We start from the raw sequence: 13,165 nt of genomic DNA on the forward strand, positions 1-13,165 counted from the left end.
AAAAGGTTTGTAAAAAGATGGGAAATCAGTTTTCAGGCAGCCTGAAAAACTTTATCGTTCAATTTTATGTTTTTTTAACAAGGCATTAAATGCTTCATCGGCTTGTTGCTGCCCTGCTTGAATGCCGTTCATCAATTCGCCTAATTGTTTATTGACTGCTTCAGCTTCCGCTTGCTTGTTTTGCGCCAATAATTCGGCAGATTGCACTTGTAAATCAGCCGTTTGTGCAAAGGCAAGCATATTTTTTGCCAATAAATCTCGCGCCGTATTCACTTCCGTATCGGACAAATCAAGCTGCTGCAAACGCTGCGCGTCTTGGCGAATCGCGGCGGCTTCACGACGAACCAAATCCACGCTTTCCGCTTGGCTGGGCTGCATATTTTTTTGGCGTTGCTGAACCATACGTTCTGCCGCTTCATTTTGGAATTGTGCCATTAAATCGCGCAATTGTTGTGCTTGGGCGGCGGGGGTTTCGGCTTTTGGTGGGGGCGTCCATGCGGCGTGGCTGGCGGCTAGCGGTTTGATTTCGCTGGCACTTTGCGGAGCTGGCTGCACCGCCGCTTCTTGCGAACACGCGCTGACAGCCACCCATAACATCAGGGGGAACAATTTGTTTGTGAATTTCATATTGGGCTCGTGATAAGATTCAGGCTGCCTGAAAGGTTTTGTTAATTGAAATTTCAGGCGAAAAATAGGCGTTATCTTACTGGAATTTACTTTTTATGCCTACTTTTTGGCGGAAAAATTTGTGTTTCAGGCTGCCTGAAAATGATTTTTGGCTTATGATGATATGATTTTAAGTGATTTGGTGCGTGGTACGCACCCTACATTTTGCTTGCTGAAAAATTGTCATGCACCGAAAGGCAGCCTGAAAATCAACAAATATTTAACCAACAAGGAAAAATTCATGAAACATACTTTACTCGCCCTTACCCTATTGACCCTGATTACACCCACTTGGGCAGAAACCCTAAAAGCCAAATTAGACAATGGTTTAACCGTGATTGTGCGCGAAGACCGCCGCGCCCCTGTGGTCATGTCCCAAATCTGGTACAAAATCGGCAGCATGGACGAAAAAGTGGGCAAAAGCGGCTTAAGTCATGCGCTGGAACACATGATGTTTAAAGGCACGCCCACCGTGCCATCGGGCGAATTTAACCGCCGCATTTCCGCACTCGGCGGCAGCCTGAACGCCTACACCAGCGCAACCGAAACCGTGTATCACGAAAACATCGCCAAACAACATTTGCCCGAAATCCTGAAAATGGAAGCCGACCGCATGGCAAATCTCAATTTCAGCGATAAAGATTTTATCAACGAAATGAAAGTGATACGCGAAGAACGCCGCCAAAATATTGATGACAATCCATCAGGCAATATGTATGAGCAAATGTTAAAATTGGCGTATGACAAACCTGCCAATCAGACCGCCGTGATTGGGCATATGACTGATTTATTTAAATTAAAAGCCCATGATTTGCGCGATTGGTACAAAAAATGGTATGCGCCCAATAATGCAACTGTGGTCATTGTTGGCGATGTGAATGCACAGCAAACTATTGATTTAGTTAAGCAAACTTTTGGGCATTTGCCCGCCAAAAAATTGCCCAAACGCAATGATTCCAGCGAAACCAATACGCAACAAAAAGGCGCAGAAGTGATTATGGGCGGCAACACGAAACAACCCATGTTTTTATTGGCTTATCGCGTGCCGACTTTGCAAAAACTGGACGATAAAATGCCCTATGCTTTGGATATGCTTGCCAATATTTTGAATGGGCATTCGGCGGCGCGTTTGGACAAGAAATTTGTGCGCGGCATGGCGTTGGCTTTGGGCTTGGACGTGGGCTACACGATGATTGACCGCCAAGCGCAATTGTTCAGCGTGTCGGGCATGCCCAGCGAGCGTGGCAATTTGACTTTGTTACGCAAAGGCGTGGAAGCAGAAATCGCGCTGATTGCGCGTGATGGCGTGAGCGAAGAAGAATTAAATCGCGCCAAAGCCATTGAAAAAGCAAATGAAATTTACAGCCGCGACAGCATGGCGGCACAGGCAAGTTTAATCGGCACTTTGGAAATTAATGGGTTTCATCACGATGATGAAGCGGAAATTCGCCGCCGTTTAGACGAAGTAACGGCGCAAGATGTGCAGGCTGCCGCGCAATTTTTGTTAAAACAACGCGATGTTTTTGTGCAACTTTATCCCGAAAACCACCCAGAAGTCGCCAAAGCAAAAGCCAAAATCAAACAAAAATCACACAAAAAGCGGAAATAAATTTCAGGCTGCCTGAATTTGTAGGGTGCGTACCACGCACCAAATCATTCAAATCATGGACAATTTGGTGCGCACGGCGCACCCTACGGATTTAGGCTGCCTGAAACTTATTTCCCACTCGTATTCATCAAACGCAAGGCTTTCAAACACTGATGGTGGCTAAAATATTCCACCAAACCCACAAATTCCCCCCTCAAATCATACGCCCGAAGCGGCGCATTGCTTTTCAGGCTGCCTGAAACATCGTGAAACGCCGCCGCTTGCCCAAAACGCAATTTTCGTGCAGTTTCATCGTCCAAATCCACACGCGGCAAATGCTGCACCAGCACATCGCAAGGCAACAACACACCATCGCGTTCACTTTCCGACAACGCCGCCAACGTGTCCAAAGTGTGTGTTTGTTCAATGCGAAAACCCGCCGTTTCGGTGCGCCGCAGAGCGGTTAAATGCGCGAATGTGCCGATGTGTTTGGCGATGTCTTCGCTTAAAGTGCGGATATACGTTCCCTTGCTACAACGCACGTCTATCACCGCTTCTGGCACAGAAAATTCTTTTATTTCAATATGATAAATGGTAATTTCACGCGCTTTGCGTTCAATCACGATTCCCTTGCGGGCGTATTCATAAAGCGGTTTGCCTTCGTGTTTCAGCGCGGAAAACATGGGCGGTACTTGGCGAATATTTCCCGTCAGCGCGGCGCAGGCTGCCTGAAATTCATCGCGCGAAATATCGGCGCGCGCGGTGTCTATGATTTCGCCTTCCGCGTCGCCTGTGGTGGTGGCTTCGCCCAATTTCAGCGTGGCGGTGTAAGCTTTGTCCGCGTCCAATAAATACTGCGCGAATTTGGTCGCTTCGCCAAAACACACGGGCAACAAGCCGCTCGCCAATGGGTCTAACACGCCCGTATGCCCTGCTTTTTCGGCGCGAAACAGTCGCCGTGCTTGTTGCAAAGCCGTGTTGCTGCTGATACCAACGGGTTTGTCTAATAATAAAACGCCGTTTAGGGCGCGTTTTTTGGGTTTTTCGTTCATGTTACTGCTTTCAAGTTTTCCAAATATATTCAGGCAGCCTGAAACCAAATTTACGTTTCAGGCTGCCTGAATTATTTAAATAATCAATTATTTATTTTTCCAACGTGCTTGGCATTCACGAATCACCTGTTTCGCTTCTTCCACATCGCCCCAATGCTCTACTTTGGTCGCGCCTGGTTTTTTCAAGGCTTTGTAGTTATTGAAATGGAATTCAATTTGCTTGATTAATTGCGCGGGCAAATCCGCCAACGTTTTGATTTCATTACCAGCATCGCGGTCATCGGCTGGCACCACCACGACTTTATCGTCCACTTCGCCATCGTCCACAAATTTCATGATGCCAATCACACGCGCTTCCATATAAATCCCTGTTGGCAAAGGATTTCGTGTGATAATCAAAGTGTCCAACTCATCGCCATCTTCGTCCAACGTTTGCGGAATAAAACCGTAATTAGTTGGTTTAGCGAAAATTTGTGGCTCAACGCGGTCTAATTTCATCACAGCGTGTTTTCTGTCCCACTCAATTTTATGGGTGCTGCCTTCGGGGATTTCCACCACGACATTGATAATGCCGTTGTCCACATCGCCTGCGTCTAAAATTTGGTTAAAATCTGCCATTTGCTTGTCCTTTGGTTTTGAAAAATTGGGGAAAACGCGATTATATGCGATTTTGCGATTTTCAGGCAGCCTGAAATCACGCCCACTCAATCATCGCCGCGCGTAAATCGTCTAAACCCGCCCCACTCACCGCCGACACACGCACCGCCACCGTTTCGCCCACATTATTTTTAGCTACGCTGAAACCTACGGTTTTCAGGCTGCCTGAATTTTGTTCCGCTTCGGGGAGCAAATCAATTTTATTATAAACAATCATTTGCGGAATTTTATCCGCCTTGATTTCGGCTAACACATCGTTCACGTCCTGAATTTTGCGTTCCAATTCAGGGTCAGCCGCGTCCACAATGTGCAGCAACACATCTGCCAACGCCGTTTCTTCCAAAGTCGCCGAAAACGCCGACACCAATTTATGCGGTAAATCTTGAACAAAACCAACCGTATCCGTCAAAATCACGCTGGCTTCGGGCGACAAATACAATCGCCGTGCGGTCGTGTCCAGCGTGGCGAATAATTGGTCTTTCGCCAACACATCGGCTTTGCTTAAGCGATTGAATAAAGTGGATTTTCCCGCATTCGTGTAACCCACAATCGCAAAAGTCTTCAGGCTGCCTGAAAGCCGTGCTTTGCGGCGCGTTTCGCGTTGTTTTTTCACTTGCTCCAATTGGCGGCGCAATTGCGTAATTTTGGTTTGGATAAGGCGGCGGTCAGTTTCCAATTGCGTTTCGCCCGGACCTTTGAGACCTATGCCGCCTTTTTGACTTTGCAAGTGCTTGTATCCACGCACCAATCGGCTAGACAAATGCGACAATTGGGCGAGTTCCACTTGCAATTTGCCTTCTTGCGATTGGGCGCGTTGGGCGAAAATCGCCAAAATCAAACCCACGCGGTCAAGCACACGGCATTGCAACACTTTTTCCAAATTGCGCTCTTGCGTAGGCGACAATTCGTGATTGAATACAACCAGTTCAATTTGATTTTGGGCAACCAAATCCGCCAACTCTTCCGCCTTGCCCGTGCCGACAAACAGGGCGGTGTGGGCTTTGTCGCGTTTGGCGGTTTCCGTGCAGACCAAATCACCGCCTGTGGCGCGGACAAGTTCGGCGGCTTCGGCGCAGGCGGCTTGGAATTGGCGTTCACGGCTTTCATTGCTGCCTGTATAACTGTCTGATAATAATACAGATACGAGCATAATGCGCTCGGCGTGTTCTAGGGATTTGTCGGTGCGGAATCGGGTCATTTTAAACTATTCAATTCAGAAAAAAGTGATTATAAAACAAAAGGCAGCCTGAAAATATGTTTCAGGCTGCCTGATTATTTCAAACTCAATTATTGACGCTGCCGATACCACGCCACAAATTCATCTGCCGCCAAATAGCCCAGTAAACCATCGCTGCGTGAACCATCTGATTTCAAAACAAATAAAGCGGGTGGACCAAACAAACCGTATTCTTTTAACAAAGCCTGATGTTCCGCCGTGTTTGCCGTTACGTCAATTTGAAACATACGCGCCATCGGCACGGCAGCCTGAACTTCAGGGCGATTAAAGGTTTTGGCTTCCATCTCTTTACACGACACGCACCAATCGGCATAAAAATCCAGCAAAATCGGTGTATTCGGATCAGCTTGCAAAGCAGCTTGCATGGCAGATTTGAGTTTTGCCACATCGGTAAAACGCTCGCCGTGTGTCGCGCCGTGCATGGGCGGGTGCAAAGTCAAAAAGCTATGCAATCCCGTTTCCTGCCCACGCGCACTCTGCACGCCAAACCACACACCACCCATCGCCAACAATGCTGCCAAACACGCCGTTATCGCTTTCAGGCTGCCTGAAAAATGTTTCAAACGCCACGCCATATACAGCGCAGGCAAAATCAACAAAGCAGTGTACAAACCCGCCGCCCACGCATAGCCAATAAATGGAGTCGCCAAATACACCGCCACCGCCAATAAAATCACACCAAACGCGTATTTAATGCCGTTCATCCAATCGCCAGCGCGGGGCAAAACGTGTCCGCCAAACGTGCCAATCACCATCAATGGTACACCCGTACCAATTGCCAAAGCGTATAAAGCCATGCCGCCCAGTAGCGCATCGCCCGTTTGCCCAATATAGCCCAAAGCAAACGCCAATGGTGGCGCAACGCAGGGCCCGACAATCAACGCCGACAACATGCCCATCACAAACACCGACACCACCTTACCGCCCGATAACTGATTGCTTTGATTTTGAAAATACGATTGCACCGCCGCAGGCAATTGAATATTAAACAAACCAAACATGGACAACGCCAACACCACCATCAAAGCCGAAGCCGACAACACCACCCACGCCTGTTGCAGCCACACCGTCAGCAAAGCCCCCGTCATGCCCGCCAACACGCCCACCAGCGTATATGTCAGCGCAAGCCCTTGAACATAAACGAAAGATAAAACAAACGCACGCTTTTTGCTGCCCGACTTATCCCCCACAATAATGGACGACACAATGGGCAACAAGGGATACATACACGCGGTAAAACTCAAACCCAAACCCGCCACAAAAAACCAAAACAAATTCAGGAATAAAGTATCACGTGATAAAGAAAATTGCTTATTAGCAGGCGCGGACGAATGGGGAGCAACCGTTTGGTTGCCCAACGAATCCGTCGCGCCCTGTGGCTTTTTTACAAAAGCCGCCACAGGATTATCGGCTTGCGCCACTTCAGTTTGATATACACCCTCGCCCTGAATATCAAAATTCGTTGCCACAGGTGGATAGCATACACCCGCATCGGCACAGCCTTGATAATGGAGAGTTAATTTATACGGCTGGGTGTTGGCATGTTGCCATGAAACTTGCGCGTTTTGATAATAAACCGTTTGTTTGCCGAAAAATTCGTCTTCCTTTTCCTTGCCTGCGCTGAATTGGGGTTCGGTTAAGGTTTGTTCATTGGCTTGGGCGGAGATTTTGCTTTGATACAAATAATAGCCGTCTGCCACCTTAAATGTGGTTTTAATAGACCCATCTGCACCCACTTCCACGCTGGGAATAAATGCTTGTTCTGGCGGCAATAATTCATCGGAATTCAGATTATTCGCCGCCGCGCCACTTGCCAAACCAAACATCGCAAGCATTGCGCCCAATGTTTGGTATAACGCTGTTTTCATGATAAAAACTCCATTCTACTGATTGAAAAATATCTATTTAAGTGGAAATTATGGCATAAATCACAGGCACAGATTGGCAAAATCATCGCAGTTACTCGCCTGAATGCACTAAACTTGTGCAAAAAAAGGTTAAGAAAACCGATTTTCAGGCTGCCTGATAATGAGACATTTTGGCTAAATTTACCCATCTTTTCATGCAAACAGGCTGCCTGAAAATCCATAAACCCATTATAATCAAAGCAACACTAACCCACATTTTGACTTCATCATGGACAGCTTGGCAAAACTCATACAACTTGCACAAATCACAGGAAGTATCAATACCTTATGTCAATTTAAAGGTGAATGGTTTGTTCATCACACACACAAACGTACGCACGGCATGATTCACTTTGTAACAAATGGCGAAGGCTGGCTGCAAATTGACAAACAAGTCCCACAAATGCTGAAAACAGGCGATTTAATCGTACTGCCACGTTCCATTGAACACATTTTGAGCAGCGACAGCCTATGCAACAATACCCATGCTCATATTGATAGCCACCAACAAGGCGCGTTTACCATCAAAAGCACCCATCACGGCAGTCAAGAACTAAACCTGTTTTGTGCCAATTTTGCTTACGAACCCCACACCGATTTATTCAATGGGCTACCTGAAGTGCTGTATTTAGATGGGCAATCAGAAGAATTTCAGCATATTATTTCGCTATTAAAACATGAAGCACTGGAAAATCGCGCTGCTTCTGAACATATACTCAATTCCTTACTACAAATTTTGCTGATTCATATTTTGCGCCATTATTTCAATCAACCCCAAGCACATTTATCGGGCGTACTCAATGGTTTGCAAGACAAGCGTTTGCGTGGTGTTGTATCGGCTGTGTTGGCGCAGCCTGCAAAAGAGTGGTCGGTGGAACATATGTCCGAGCAAGCTCATTTGTCTCGCGCCCAACTGATGCGCTTGTTTAAACAGCATATTGGCATGAGTCCACACGCATTTGTCAATCACATTCGTTTGCAAGTTGCCGCACAATTATTGCGTACCACCGCCGATTCTGTCTTGCAAATTGCGCTGTCGGTCGGTTTTCAATCGGAAACGCATTTTGGTAAAGTATTTAAAAAACAATATGGTATGCCGCCAGGGGTGTATCGTAAATCCACCGAAGAGAGTAAGGAATGTTCGCCTTAATTGCTATTTTGGTGGTGTTGATTGCGCTGTATTGGGTTTCACAACATTTTGATAAACAAGCCAAAAAATCCGCCGAAAAACCCAACCCCTTTGATGGCAAAACCGAATTGCCCTACACGCGCCGCCCGATTATGACGGCAACCGAATTGCAAGTTTATGATTTATTATTGGAAAATTTGCCCAATTACATGATTTTTCCACAAGTGCAAGTTTCGCGCGTGATTGAGTCGCCGCAAGAGAAAAATTTATATTGGTTCAATTTTATCAATCGCTTAAGTTATGATTTTGTGATTTGTCGCCCCGATGGTACGCCGATTGTCGCCATTGAAATTGATGACGCAACCCACGAAATCGCCGCCCGCCAGCAAGCGGATACGCGCAAGGATTTGGCAACGGTGGCGGCGGGGATTTCCATGTTGCGTTGGCAAGTAAATGAATTGCCCAATGGCAGCGAAATTGCGGAACAAATCAGGCAATTAGATAGAGAGTGGTCGTGATGTTTCAGGCTGCCTGAAAAGTAAATTTTCCCATAAATTCAGTACTATGATGATTAAAAACATACAAAACCTAGTCGGTAAAGACAGCCTGATTGGACATTTGATTACGGTGGCGCAACAGCTTGGACTGGAATTCAGCGTAACCAGTTCCGAAAACGGCAAACAATACATCGCCAGCTTAACCGAATTGTTTGAATTTGGCATGAGCATGCGCCCAGAAGTGGGATTTTGTTATGCCAATGAGCGCGAATCAGAAAGCTATACTTTTGATAATAATGGAAAACTCGTTTCCATTCTGATGGACATTAGCCAAAGCCAACAGCCCTTGTGCCTGTTTAACCATATTGGCGAAAAACCATGGACTTATGTGTTTGTCCTGCTGAACGCATTAGATATTATCCCCTTGTTTCAAAAAGCGAAACCCTGTGATTATTTCCTATCCAATACGCAGGGGCAATTTATGTTGGCGGCGAATTGGCGCGATTTTAGTTTTGTGTCGGCACAACAATAAATTCAGGCAGCCTGAAAGCGTATTTTTCGCGTTTCAGGCTGCCTGAATTTATTTTTTATAGTGGATTCAATTTAAATCAGGACAAGGCGACAGCGACCGCCGTGTACACCGAGTACATAAGGGAGCTGGCAACACGGTACTGGTTTAAAGTGAATTCACTATATTTATTTAATAATCTGATTTAACTCGCCATTGGCATAGCGCGTTGCCATTTTTTCCAGCGAAATGGGCTTGATTTTGTCCGCCATGCCCTCGCAGCCAAAAGCCAAATAACGGTCAATGCAAATCTGTTTCATCGCCTCCACCGTTTTGCCCAAATATTTGCGTGGGTCAAATTCGGCAGGGTTTTCCGCCATGAATTTGCGGATTGCACCCGTGCTGGCAAGGCGTAAGTCCGTGTCAATGTTCACTTTACGCACGCCATGCTTGATGCCTTCCACGATTTCTTCTACTGGCACGCCATAGGTTTCGCCAATGTTGCCGCCAAATTCGTTGATGATTTTCAACCATTCTTGCGGCACAGAGCTGGAACCGTGCATCACAATGTGCGTGTTGGGCAAGGCAGCGTGAATTTCCTTAATGCGGTCAATGCGCAACACTTCGCCTGTGGGCGGACGTGTGAATTTGTACGCGCCATGACTGGTGCCAATCGCAATCGCCAAAGCGTCCACGCCTGTGTCTTGCACAAAACGTCTTGCGTCTTCCACGCTGGTCAGCATTTGGTCGTGCGACAATTTGCCAACCGCGCCCACGCCATCTTCTTCGCCAGCCTCGCCCGTTTCCAAATTGCCCAAAACGCCAATTTCGCCCTCCACCGACACGCCACAAGCGTGGGCAAATGCCACCGTTTTGCGCGTAACGTCCACATTGTATTCATAAGTAGAAGGCGTTTTGCCATCTTCCAACAAAGAGCCGTCCATCATCACAGAGCTGAAACCGAGCTGAATGGCGCGTTGGCACACATCGGGCGATGCGCCATGGTCTTGGTGCATGACAACGGGAATGTGGGGGAACTCTTCCACCGCCGCCAAAATCAAATGGCGCAAAAAGGGCGCACCTGCATATTTGCGTGCGCCTGCGCTGGCTTGCACAATCACGGGGGCATTCACTTGATTTGCCGCTTCCATGATGGCGCGCATTTGTTCCAAGTTATTGACGTTAAAGGCGGGTAAGCCGTAGCTGTGTTCGGCTGCGTGGTCTAACAGTTGGCGCATGGATACGAGTGCCATAATTATTCCTTTTGTGTAATTGGTTGTAGTTTTTGCAAGATTATTCACATTATAAACCAAAATTTTAGCGGAAATAAAGCCGTTTTACACAATTCATTTACATATTTTGTGAACTAATTGGCGCAAAATAAAAAAATCTCGTCCAAAAATTACATTGGATTACGGCTTGCATGATGAAACAAGTACCGCTATCATGTTACGTTTCACAACACACTACTGAAAAGGGCTAAAAAATGGCTTACACATTACCAGAATTGGGCTACGCATACGATGCTTTGGAGCCACATTTTGACAAAGAAACGATGGAAATCCATCACAGCAAACACCATCAAGCTTATGTAAACAATGCCAATGCCGCATTGGAAAGTTTGCCTGATTTCCAAAATTTGAGCGCGGAAGAATTGATTGCGCGTTTGGCAGAATTGCCAGCCGACAAACAAACGGTTTTGCGTAACAACGCAGGCGGTCATGCCAACCACAGCTTGTTTTGGACAATCTTGAAAACAGGCACAACGCTTTCAGGCAGCCTGAAAGCCGCAATTGAACGCGATTTCGGCAGCGTGGAAAATTTCCAAGCGGAATTTGAAAAAGCAGCGCAAACGCGTTTTGGCTCTGGCTGGGCGTGGTTGGTAATTGAAGGCGGCAAATTGAAAGTGGTTTCCACCGCCAACCAAGACAGCCCATTGATGGGTCAAACGGTGGCTGGCTGTTCAGGTTTCCCGATTATCGGCTTGGACGTGTGGGAACACGCCTACTATTTGAAATTCCAAAACCGCCGCCCCGACTACATCAAAGCATTCTGGAACGTGGTGAACTGGGACGAAGCACAACGTCGTTTTGATTCACAAGCGTAATTTCTAATTTATAGTGGATTCAATTTAAATCGGGACAAGGCGACAGCGACCGCCGTGTACAACCAAGTACATAAGGGAGCTGACAACGCTGTACTGGCTTAAATTGAATTCACTATAAAAAAAATCATCAGGCAGCCTGAACACGATTTTCAGGCTGCCTGATGATTTTTGGGAAAAACCAAAGATTAATCAACCAAATTTACTTTGCCCGTCATCAAAGATGCATGACCTGGGAAAGAGCAGAAAAACGCATAGCTTTCGCCTTTTGCCAATTTGCTCACAGGGAATGTGATGGTGTCGCTTTCGCCGCCGCCAATCAATTTGGTGGTGGCAATCACACGCGCGTCATCGGGTTTCAAATAATCTTTTTCTGCGCCCGCCGCACTACCGTCAGCCATCACGCCATCTTTGTCGCTGGCTTTGGTAATAACCATATTATGACCCATGCCTGCTTTGGGCATGGTGCCTGTGTGTTTCAAAGTGATGGTGAAATCTTTGCAGCTTGATTTTACATTGATTTCTTTGGTGTCAAAGGTCATTTTGTCATCGCTGTTCACGGTTACGGCGCATTCGCCGCCCGCAGTAGCGGTGTTGCCTGAAGCTGCTGCCGCAGGTGCTGCGTCAGATGCGCTAGCAGTAGCGGTTGCTGTGGCGGTGTTGGCACTTGCTTCTGCGGCAGGTTTCGCAGGTTCAGCAGGTTTTTCGCCACCACACGCAGACAATACCAAAGCAGTAGCAGCAATCAGAGCCAAATAAGTTTTCATACTTTATCCTTTACAAATAAACGGGTTAAGAAATTGACAGATGAAATTTAATAACATTCTGCAATAATACTCCTTTTGATTTTAAAATCAAGTTTTTTACTTTGCAGGCAGCCTGAAAAGCCAAACCGCCTATTCTTTGGCTTGATGATGGCGCACCAAGTTTTGCAAACTCTCATACAAATCCGCATGATGGCGCACACGCTCGGCGGTTTCGGCAAACATTTCCACCGCCGCTTGGCTGATTTCAAAATTTTTTTCCTTTGGACTATCAGGACTTTGCGGCAACACGCTGATTTTCACCGACTCAATTTGCGCGTCCAAAGCCTGAATGCGCGACAACAAGGCAGGCAGCAACATTTTCAGCCGCGAAGCCGCCATGCTGCCCGACACATGAATCATCAACACGCCATCACGCACACACGCCACCCGAAAATGCGGCGCAAGATTGGGCGGCAATAAATGTTTGACTTGCGTGTCTAATCGTTGAAAATAATACGATTTTTGTAATAAGTTACGCAATGAACTGTCTTGTTCAGCCAATTTATCTAATTGCATGGTTTCAGGCTGCCTGAAAATTAAGATTCATTTTCCAACACGCTGACCGCGCTTTTCAGCCGTTGAATGGTCAATTGACGGAAATCGTGCAGCGCGTCCCAAATCGCGTCTTCGCTCAAAACGCTGTATTCGCCAGCCGTGCGCGTGTCCAAAGCCATGCCGTTTTCGGCGGCTTCGTATAATTCGCGGTATGTGCCATTGCTGTAAAATTCGTCCATTTGCCCAATCAAATCCACCGCTTTTTGCCAACGCGCCGCGTCCGCTTCCAATTCGGGGAACAATTGTGTCCATTCGCGGTAAATGGCTTGAATGCGGTTAAGTTCTTGTTGATATTGCACTTGTTGAGACATTTTTGTTTCCTATTGATAAATTAATATTCAGACAGCCTTTCAGTACACGACAAAAATCTTTCAGGCTGCCTGTAACCTGTCCCCTCTCCCGCTTGCGGGGGAGGGGACAGGTTTGTGGTTATTTCAAAAAATTGTCGTGTACTGAAAG

At 46.9% G+C, this 13,165-nt stretch carries 14 protein-coding genes; 5 read left to right on the forward strand and 9 right to left on the reverse strand.

Going from position 1 to position 13,165, the window contains the following annotated elements; genetic code table 11:
* Window positions 1-51 precede the first annotated feature (51 nt).
* Window positions 52-627 carry a hypothetical protein gene (locus Q338_RS03770; RefSeq protein ID WP_051968470.1) on the reverse strand — a complete coding sequence of 192 codons (576 nt, stop codon included), beginning with the start codon at window positions 625-627 and terminating at the stop codon, window positions 52-54.
* A gap of 280 nt (window positions 628-907) precedes the next feature.
* On the opposite strand from Q338_RS03770, the gene Q338_RS03775 reads away from it, so the two are divergent.
* Window positions 908-2,275, forward strand: coding sequence for a M16 family metallopeptidase (locus Q338_RS03775; RefSeq protein WP_034292140.1), 1,368 nt, complete (start codon window positions 908-910; stop codon window positions 2,273-2,275).
* Window positions 2,276-2,382: 107 nt separating this feature from the next.
* Here Q338_RS03775 and truB read toward each other — a convergent pair whose 3' ends face one another.
* The 4 genes from truB to dsbD all read right to left on the reverse strand — a co-directional run bounded on the left by truB (window position 2,383) and on the right by dsbD (window position 7,068).
* Window positions 2,383-3,306 (reverse strand): tRNA pseudouridine(55) synthase TruB, encoded by a 924-nt coding sequence (gene truB / locus Q338_RS03780; RefSeq protein ID WP_034292113.1) that lies wholly within the window; start codon window positions 3,304-3,306, stop codon window positions 2,383-2,385.
* Between the two features lie 87 nt (window positions 3,307-3,393).
* Window positions 3,394-3,924, reverse strand: a complete 531-nt coding sequence (locus tag Q338_RS03785) for an inorganic diphosphatase (protein WP_034292115.1) — start codon at window positions 3,922-3,924, stop codon at window positions 3,394-3,396.
* 76 nt (window positions 3,925-4,000) lie between these two features.
* Complete coding sequence (gene hflX / locus Q338_RS03790; protein ID WP_034292117.1) at window positions 4,001-5,161, reverse strand: GTPase HflX; 1,161 nt, start codon at window positions 5,159-5,161, stop codon at window positions 4,001-4,003.
* An 89-nt stretch (window positions 5,162-5,250) separates the two neighbouring features.
* Window positions 5,251-7,068, reverse strand: coding sequence for a protein-disulfide reductase DsbD (gene dsbD, locus Q338_RS03795; RefSeq protein ID WP_034292119.1), 1,818 nt, complete (start codon window positions 7,066-7,068; stop codon window positions 5,251-5,253).
* Window positions 7,069-7,336: 268 nt separating this feature from the next.
* Here dsbD and Q338_RS03800 point away from each other — a divergent pair, with 268 nt between their 5' ends.
* The 3 genes from Q338_RS03800 to Q338_RS03810 are packed head-to-tail and all read left to right on the forward strand — an operon-like array spanning window position 7,337 to window position 9,265.
* A complete protein-coding gene (locus Q338_RS03800; RefSeq protein WP_034292121.1) occupies window positions 7,337-8,257 on the forward strand; it encodes a cupin domain-containing protein in 921 nt (306 codons plus the stop codon).
* A complete protein-coding gene (locus Q338_RS03805) occupies window positions 8,245-8,754 on the forward strand; it encodes a DUF2726 domain-containing protein (RefSeq protein WP_034292123.1) in 510 nt (169 codons plus the stop codon). Before Q338_RS03800 ends, Q338_RS03805 begins: the two co-directional genes overlap by 13 nt.
* 46 nt (window positions 8,755-8,800) lie before the next feature.
* Complete coding sequence (locus Q338_RS03810; RefSeq protein ID WP_034292125.1) at window positions 8,801-9,265, forward strand: hypothetical protein; 465 nt, start codon at window positions 8,801-8,803, stop codon at window positions 9,263-9,265.
* Window positions 9,266-9,429: 164 nt separating this feature from the next.
* Here the strand turns inward: Q338_RS03810 and fba are convergent, their stop codons facing one another.
* A complete protein-coding gene (gene fba, locus Q338_RS03815; RefSeq protein ID WP_034292127.1) occupies window positions 9,430-10,494 on the reverse strand; it encodes a class II fructose-bisphosphate aldolase in 1,065 nt (354 codons plus the stop codon).
* 233 nt (window positions 10,495-10,727) lie between these two features.
* Between fba and sodA the strand changes: the two genes are divergently transcribed.
* A complete protein-coding gene (gene sodA / locus Q338_RS03820; protein ID WP_034292129.1) occupies window positions 10,728-11,348 on the forward strand; it encodes a superoxide dismutase [Mn] in 621 nt (206 codons plus the stop codon).
* A gap of 185 nt (window positions 11,349-11,533) precedes the next feature.
* Here sodA and azu read toward each other — a convergent pair whose 3' ends face one another.
* The 3 genes from azu to Q338_RS03835 all read right to left on the reverse strand — a co-directional run bounded on the left by azu (window position 11,534) and on the right by Q338_RS03835 (window position 13,017).
* A complete protein-coding gene (gene azu / locus Q338_RS03825; protein ID WP_034292131.1) occupies window positions 11,534-12,112 on the reverse strand; it encodes an azurin in 579 nt (192 codons plus the stop codon).
* Between the two features lie 129 nt (window positions 12,113-12,241).
* A complete protein-coding gene (locus Q338_RS03830) occupies window positions 12,242-12,667 on the reverse strand; it encodes a DUF721 domain-containing protein (RefSeq protein WP_034292133.1) in 426 nt (141 codons plus the stop codon).
* 20 nt (window positions 12,668-12,687) lie between these two features.
* Window positions 12,688-13,017 (reverse strand): DUF4298 domain-containing protein, encoded by a 330-nt coding sequence (locus Q338_RS03835; RefSeq protein WP_034292135.1) that lies wholly within the window; start codon window positions 13,015-13,017, stop codon window positions 12,688-12,690.
* Window positions 13,018-13,165 lie beyond the last annotated feature (148 nt).

Origin of the sequence: Alysiella crassa DSM 2578, assembly GCF_000745955.1 — a bacterium.
Taxonomy (GTDB): domain Bacteria; phylum Pseudomonadota; class Gammaproteobacteria; order Burkholderiales; family Neisseriaceae; genus Simonsiella; species Simonsiella crassa.

What these genes read in the sequence shown, in the direction of transcription:
- Q338_RS03770 (WP_051968470.1), bottom strand. Translation starts at nt 627, where the DNA reads ATGAAATTCACAAACAAATTGTTCCCCCTGATGTTATGGGTGGCTGTC.
- Q338_RS03775 (WP_034292140.1), top strand. Translation starts at nt 908, where the DNA reads ATGAAACATACTTTACTCGCCCTTACCCTATTGACCCTGATTACACCC.
- truB (WP_034292113.1), bottom strand. Translation starts at nt 3,306, where the DNA reads ATGAACGAAAAACCCAAAAAACGCGCCCTAAACGGCGTTTTATTATTA.
- Q338_RS03785 (WP_034292115.1), bottom strand. Translation starts at nt 3,924, where the DNA reads ATGGCAGATTTTAACCAAATTTTAGACGCAGGCGATGTGGACAACGGC.
- hflX (WP_034292117.1), bottom strand. Translation starts at nt 5,161, where the DNA reads ATGACCCGATTCCGCACCGACAAATCCCTAGAACACGCCGAGCGCATT.
- dsbD (WP_034292119.1), bottom strand. Translation starts at nt 7,068, where the DNA reads ATGAAAACAGCGTTATACCAAACATTGGGCGCAATGCTTGCGATGTTT.
- Q338_RS03800 (WP_034292121.1), top strand. Translation starts at nt 7,337, where the DNA reads ATGGACAGCTTGGCAAAACTCATACAACTTGCACAAATCACAGGAAGT.
- Q338_RS03805 (WP_034292123.1), top strand. Translation starts at nt 8,245, where the DNA reads ATGTTCGCCTTAATTGCTATTTTGGTGGTGTTGATTGCGCTGTATTGG.
- Q338_RS03810 (WP_034292125.1), top strand. Translation starts at nt 8,801, where the DNA reads ATGATGATTAAAAACATACAAAACCTAGTCGGTAAAGACAGCCTGATT.
- fba (WP_034292127.1), bottom strand. Translation starts at nt 10,494, where the DNA reads ATGGCACTCGTATCCATGCGCCAACTGTTAGACCACGCAGCCGAACAC.
- sodA (WP_034292129.1), top strand. Translation starts at nt 10,728, where the DNA reads ATGGCTTACACATTACCAGAATTGGGCTACGCATACGATGCTTTGGAG.
- azu (WP_034292131.1), bottom strand. Translation starts at nt 12,112, where the DNA reads ATGAAAACTTATTTGGCTCTGATTGCTGCTACTGCTTTGGTATTGTCT.
- Q338_RS03830 (WP_034292133.1), bottom strand. Translation starts at nt 12,667, where the DNA reads ATGCAATTAGATAAATTGGCTGAACAAGACAGTTCATTGCGTAACTTA.
- Q338_RS03835 (WP_034292135.1), bottom strand. Translation starts at nt 13,017, where the DNA reads ATGTCTCAACAAGTGCAATATCAACAAGAACTTAACCGCATTCAAGCC.